General features: G+C 33.6%; 3 protein-coding genes. 1 reads left to right on the plus strand and 2 read right to left on the minus strand.

Annotated features, from left to right (window positions below; all coding sequences use genetic code 11):
- Window positions 1-1,731 precede the first annotated feature (1,731 nt).
- Entirely contained in the window at window positions 1,732-2,340 is a 609-nt protein-coding gene (locus ASG21_RS06870) for a Crp/Fnr family transcriptional regulator (RefSeq protein ID WP_056077417.1), read from the plus strand.
- 1,875 nt (window positions 2,341-4,215) lie between these two features.
- On the opposite strand, the gene ASG21_RS06875 is transcribed toward ASG21_RS06870, so the two are convergent.
- Together ASG21_RS06875 and ASG21_RS06880 are read right to left on the minus strand one after the other, a co-directional pair.
- Entirely contained in the window at window positions 4,216-6,168 is a 1,953-nt protein-coding gene (locus ASG21_RS06875; RefSeq protein ID WP_082482378.1) for a PAS domain-containing sensor histidine kinase, read from the minus strand.
- A gap of 102 nt (window positions 6,169-6,270) precedes the next feature.
- Complete coding sequence (locus ASG21_RS06880; RefSeq protein ID WP_128414233.1) at window positions 6,271-6,489, minus strand: hypothetical protein; 219 nt, start codon at window positions 6,487-6,489, stop codon at window positions 6,271-6,273.
- Window positions 6,490-7,112 lie beyond the last annotated feature (623 nt).

Below are 7,112 nucleotides of genomic sequence, written 5' to 3' on the forward strand. Positions count from 1 at the left end.
TTAACAACAGATTTTCAATATAATTCATTTATTTAACATAATAATTTTGCTGGTAGAAAAGTCATACCACATGATTCCTAATGCGATAATGTGGTATGTATTGTAGTTTTTAGTTCATTGGTATGGGAAATGTATCTTCTCATCAACTTCAAGGAGAAAATGAAATTTTCCTTTAAGTATCATCTTAAGCACTTAATGATAAAAGAGATATAATGTCGAACATGATAAAGACGTACTTATATTGAAAGTTTCTAGTCTCTGATTAAGAATGGAAGATAGAAGAAGCCTTGGCGGAAGATCAGATACGTACAATAGCGAAAATTGAAACGTATAATAATAAGTTTGCCGCATTTTTCCTTAGTGGATTGAACAGATAGATTGAACTTCATCATTTTCGAAAGTCTATGACATCCTCTATGGGCAGATTTCCGTTATTGTGAAGAAGACTGCAATGTACTTTATTTTGCTTATATTGAGACTAAGAGCTTTTTATCCGCAGTACGCTCTCATTTTTTTATAATGCTTAGAAAATTTGGCAAAGACGCAGATGTTAATCAAATGATCACGGGCAGTTGCTGACAAATGCCGTTTCCACTTTGCAAACGATTAAAAGCCAATTATAATAGGAGTGACAGATTACATAAAAGTAAAAATGTACATTATGAAAAAACAAGTAACAAGCAGATCAATTTATTCCACGCTTATAGTAGTATTACGCTGACATTAATTATGCATTATCTGCGTATCAAAGTATCTTCAGAATGTTTCCAACTCACATAATCAATTACAAGAAGATCCGCAGACATTCAGAGCCAACTACAGTCATTCAGTCCAACAAGAACGTTTGTACCATCACTATCACTTCGTTTTTACTCTCAATAATTCAGGCAAGATACGCAATATGAAAGAAAGTAATCAAGTAAAATATGCAAAGCACGACATGAAAACAATAGGATTAGTGCGCTGATCCGCAATCCAATCCAAATGTAGAAGGGTCTGATATGTTACCTGTTCTCCTCAACCGAAATTAGTTTTCTACCAAATAATAGCAAGTCTGATAGTTTTAAACAATATGACCTCCCTCATAGTTTAGTACAATTCTGTTTTTTATTTTTAGCATTAAATGTAAATATAATTGATTATATGAGTCCTTAAGGAAAATTGTTGATAATTGGTGGTAATCAAGATAGATCAGATAATGATGTAGGTATTAAAAAAACAATCTCAAATTCTTACCCTAAGAAATTCTCATTTTATTAGTAGCATCAAAAACTGACCATATTTAAGTAGATACAGCTGCGAGCTCGGAACAGGAAAGGATGCGTGACACATACAGGGAGACTTACAATAAATTTGAGGTATACAAATTTTGATTTTGTACATGATATAGACGAATCAACTTTTACCGATTTATATTTGGAACGGTTATCCAGCAGAGAAACAGTGTTTTTAAAAGGTGGTGATCACAACAGAATTCTTAAGCATTTGCAAAATTCAGCTTTAAAAAGTTTGTTGAAGCAAAAGTATCTAAACTAAGAAGATATTATGATCGACGAACTACCGCAGGAGCGATGTGTATGCCGGAAATCATTATTTGCGGTGCAGACAATGGCGAGTCAATATTAGGCAACAATATAAAATTTACTAGCTTTCGTTTTCCTAGGCGAAAGATGCCAGTGATTTTTTTGAAGAGGGGATATTTTTACAATTATAATTAACCAAGGTATTAATATGATAAAACGACCAGTTATTAACGAAGCTCTGCTTTATGAGTATGGAGCCTCGGAACTTAAATTCAAGCCCAATGAGGCTATTTTTGAAATTGATGATCAACCTCGATATTATTATCAAATCACCGCGGGGAAGGTGAAGCTAAATTATGAAGATGAGAACGGACGTGAATTGATACAAAGTATTCTTACTCCGGGAGACAGTGTCTGTGAAATGTTGCTGTTTACAGATGAAGCTTATCCGGTTAATGCTGTATGTCTTAGTTCATGTACAGTATTGAAGTTGCAAAAAAAATCTTTCTTTGAGCTTCTTAATAATATCCCGGAAGTTTCTTTTGCTATCAATAAATTTATATCTGAACATCTGTATCAGAAATTTGTACTTATGCAAACCAATTCATCAATTCATCCCCGAACAAGATTAATAGGAATTTTGAATTATTTTAAGAGCTTTTCTGAAGATAAGCCGCAATATTCTTTTGAAATTACTTTAACCCGAAAGCAATTAGGCTCCATTACTGCATTGAGGACGGAAACTGTCATCAGGACAATAAAAAAGCTTGAAAAAGAGGGGTTTGTGAAAATTTTAGATCGAAAAATCTATGTTTAATTTACTAATTGTCACTACAATTTCGTGTCGTTATTATCTTTTCTAAGCATATCAACAATAGTATAATTAGTATAAAGCCTCCCTCTGAGAAAAAATAGAAGCTATTTAAATAAGGATAGTTTGCTAATTGGTGAAATCTGAAGCAAGATCATCGCAAAGATAATTACTTCAAACAAAATATACAGCTGTGAAAATGAAAACTCGTTGATATTAAAAAAGCTGAAGAAGAAAAGCTGAAAATCTAAAAAATAGAACCAGAAAGAAGAGCATTAGTGAACTGCAAAATTGTTTTTTAAGATTGGGCATTTTTAAAACAATTCTCTGAAGAAAAGAAAAAACACAAATGTTAGCATATTAAAGTAGTTTAACTATTCATTTCATATAGGAGATATGAAAGGTGTTGCTTTAAAAATCTAAGGTCGAAGCGCATTTACCGGCAAATAGATTAATAGTAAATCCGATTTCATCCTTTGGTTTGTATAGTGAATTTAGTCAATATACACTGTATTTTAAGGTCAAGGTAACAGTGCTATGTATTTATAACAAAAATAAGATCTTTCCTTATTATTTGGAAAGATCTTATAGACTAAGTATTTGTATATGCGCAAAGTATGTAACAAGTTTAATGCCATACTCAAATCCCTCGGGTATGCAGCATCACATAGCTGGTATTTCGGCTAAGATAATAGATATGCGTGCTTATTGAAATATTAGTGTATTATATCAAAACGTAAGAATCCTCAGGTTAGTAAAGCTACGGGGATTTTTCCCGTTAAATATCTACTGATTATAGTGTGTATTTTATCTTAATTACTTCGAAAATATTTGCAAGTTCTATGCTCAATTATGGGTTCGTGAGAAAAAAACTTTAACTTAAAACTTATGGATTTAATATTCGTCATACTGAGAAAATATATTAAATAAAGTAATTCTGTTGTTCTGATAAATGCAAATTCCTAATGCTGCAACAGCTCTATTCTTGCGCGAGAATAAAGCATGACCCAATTCATCTGAAGTTAAATAATGCATCTTTCCATTTCGAAGGAATATTGAAAATATCCTCATAATGACCTAAACCCTAATTAACATTTGTTTTTAACAATTTCATTCAACAATTAAAATTAGGAAAGAAAAAAAACGGAGTCAAAGACCTTCAAATTGCCTATTTTGGCGTGGGTCTCACATCAAGAGCGCCAGAAATATTAATTTGAAGATACAGAAGAAGCTGTTGATATTTTGATTTTATCGGAGCATTGAGAGTTTGTATTAAAATCAAATTTTGACAAATCTTTTTCAATGAGCAAAGGGATATATACTTTTCCTAGTCAGAAACGATCATTTGTAAAGTAATATATTTTTTGTAAGCAGTTATCGTTAAGAATTTCAAAAAATAATTTTAGAAAAATCTTAAACGGATTTAACATATTGCTTTGATATTAGATAAGCTGTGAAATGACATCTATGTGATTCTATCACAGGTATCACCAACAGCTTATGTTTATCAACTTTGATAAAATCTGTATAGACTTTTTAAAGGTCACCATCTACAAATTATTTATCTGCGTCTTTGTGGAGTTGGCTGTAGTAATATGCTCCGCACTCAAATATGTCACCAACCTGTTAATCTGTACCTAACCCTATTAAGTGATTATGGCTCCTGTTTTCGAATCCCAGAGGCCTAATAATGGATTTAACTTCATTTTTTTTACCAAATAAGATTTTTCGTACAGTCTGTTTATATGCATCCATAAAAATTTCGCTGAAATATAAGATGTTTGTAAAGTTCAGCTCTTTGTATAATGCCTCTTATATTATTACATGACGAAATTGTTAGTTAAACTGCGTTGGAAAAATGGTATTGCACAGTTATCATGTTTATGAAACCGGCACTTCGAAGAAAAATGTTGAACCTCTGCTAAATTCGCTTTCTGCCCATATCTTACCACCATGTGCTTTTATAATTTCTGCACTGAGATAGAGACCAATACCAAATCCTGCGATAATACTTTCCTGCTCAACTCTGTAATACCTGTCAAATAGCCTGTCTAGATTTTCAGGCTTAATACCGATCCCTTCATCCTTAACAATTACTTTTATCTTGTCATTAATTTTTTCAATAGAAATATAAATAGAAGTTTTATTTCCGGAGTATTTTACAGCATTACCTACTAAATTGTTGATAACCTGTGCAAGTTTTAAACGATCTCCGTTTACTATCATTGATTCTGGCGAGTTAAAAACAAGATCATGTGACGAATACTGAATTTCATAGTCTGTCTGAATTTCTTTAAAAAAATCAGAAATGTCAAAATCCGTTTTGTCGATATGTAATTTCCCGGATTCCAGTCTTGAAACATTCAGAAAGCCATTGATCATTTCAATCATATTTTTTACTTGCTTCAGGCACTGTTCTAAAGCTTGTTTGACAAACTGATTGTGAGAATTTTCCGCTTTCTGCAATAGTAGCTGCAGATAGATGTTGATTGATGTCAAAGGTGTTTTAAGCTCATGGGAAACCATGCCTATGAAGTCATTTTTTCTTATCTCGTCCAATTTATTATCTGTAATATCATGAATAACTCCCGTGAAATATTCTTTACCACCCTTTTCCTGAACCTCCCCAATTGTACGTACCCACCTCTTTTTTTTATCGTGATAACCGATAATCTGATATTCCATGTTAAAACGGATTTTTTCCATAAATGTCCGCTCAATACTTGCAGTTACAGAAGCCCGAAAATCAGCATGTATCTGATTGACTGCTGCCTCCAAAGGCATGTCTTCATCAGGATAGAATCCAAAAAACTCTTTAAGTTTTGGTGATGCTACAAGTATTCGGTCATCGGCACTCATTTGAAATGTTCCTAATCCAGCTGCCTCAACGGCCATTCTCAAATTTTCTTCGGTACGTTTAATCTCTGCATTGGCTAGATATTGGTCGGTTATGTCCATTACAACACCCGTGAATGCAGAAAAAGCTCCGGAAGGGTCTGCTTTTAAATTGCCTATGGCACGAAGCCAGCGGAGACGATTGTCGTGCAGTCCGATTACTGGATAGGTGACATCATAATCACCGTTATTGTAAATAGCATTCTCGAGTTTTTCAGCTACGGTTGGTCGGTACTCTTCTGTAATTTGTGCCAGTGCCTGTTCTATTGACAGTGGCTCATTTTCATAATATCCGAATAACTCTTTTAAGCGTGCGTCAGTAATAAACTCACGAGTAATAGAATGGATGAACCACGTACCAAAATCGGCCGCATTGACAGCCAGTCTAAATGCAATCTCGCCTTCAGCAATCTTTTCGTTCGCTTTCTTTAGTTCATCGTTTACCTGAGCTATTTCCTTAAGCGTAGCTGTTAATTCATGATTGGTATTTTCTAAATGTTTATTAAGCTGCTGGAGTGTTCTAGAGTTAATTTGCAGACTCTCCTCCCAATTCTTTCTATCTGTAACATCCCTTGTTGCACCGGCAACGGCTACTAATTCTCCATCTTTATCCAGAACAGGAGTGAAGATATAGTCATATATACGTTTACCTAATGTCGCATGTGGAAATGAAACTTCTCCGCGGATAGGGAGTTTGGTATTTTTTATTTCGTCAATTTCTTTTTCATGCATTGTAGCATGCCAGGATTCATACCCGTTTTCCAACAAAGTCTTGCCTACTGAAGCTTCCCAAGTTTTACCCCACATATTTAATAGTGCTTGATTAGCATAAGTAAAACGGTAGTCGAGATCAAATACATACAAAAGGTCAGGTGTTGATGAAGTAACAGTTTCAAACAGTATTTTTTGCTGGTCCGAATTTTCCTGCAATGCCTTCAATAATTCTTCTGCTTCTTTTCTCTGGCTGATATCTTTTGCGGTTCCAATCCACTCTAAAATTTCTCCCTGATCATCCAGTATTGGAATTGCTTTGGAAAATACCTAACCCGGATTTCCGTCAGCCAGCACAACCCGATGTTCTAATTCGAAGACTTTCTTTTTAGAGATGCATTCTTCTATTGTTGATGTGACAAGTTGAAAATCATCAGAGTAGACGTATACAGATTTCCAATCTGACGTCGTCGCAACTGAATTCTTAAATAAAACTCTGCCATTGAAATCATTCATGATCTTCCAGTCCGGGCTCATAGAGTAAACCATGTCTGATGTAGCCTCAATTAATGCCTTAAGGCGACGTTCACTTTCTGTAATGCTTTCCCGTCCAGAATAATGTTGATTAGATAAATTTGTCATATAGAGTTTACTATAATTAAATTAGTAAAAACCAAAAGGTTATCCTCGAGTTTTTTTATAAAAATAAATGCCACGTATAGTACTTCCATACGATGTTATATATTTTCACATACACCAGAAACAGAAGTAATTTGCAAATCAAAATAATAAATCCAAATGACACCGGAAATATATGAATAATAGTTTGCACAAAAATTGATATTTCCAGGTTTTATATCCTGATGAACTTTAATAATACTATACAGTGTATTAAATTTTTATTCTCATAGCAAAATTTAAGCCTTCATGCTTTGAAAAAAAACTTTTTTTCCCTTTTTTGGTCTGTCTTCGACTAGTAATATTTCAGGCCTCATCTGGAGCTATTAATCATTAATCCATTCAAAACTAGATTTCTAAATGTCAAGATTATTTTGGCATTTAAATATGCGTCATGGTACGAAGATTGCAAATACAGTTGTACACTAATCAAAACAATTTTATTATGGACAACACAAACACAGTGTCAACACTAAACGATTTACTGAACATCA

It is taken from the genome of Chryseobacterium sp. Leaf394 (assembly GCF_001424105.1).
Taxonomy (GTDB): Bacteria; Bacteroidota; Bacteroidia; order Flavobacteriales; family Weeksellaceae; genus Chryseobacterium.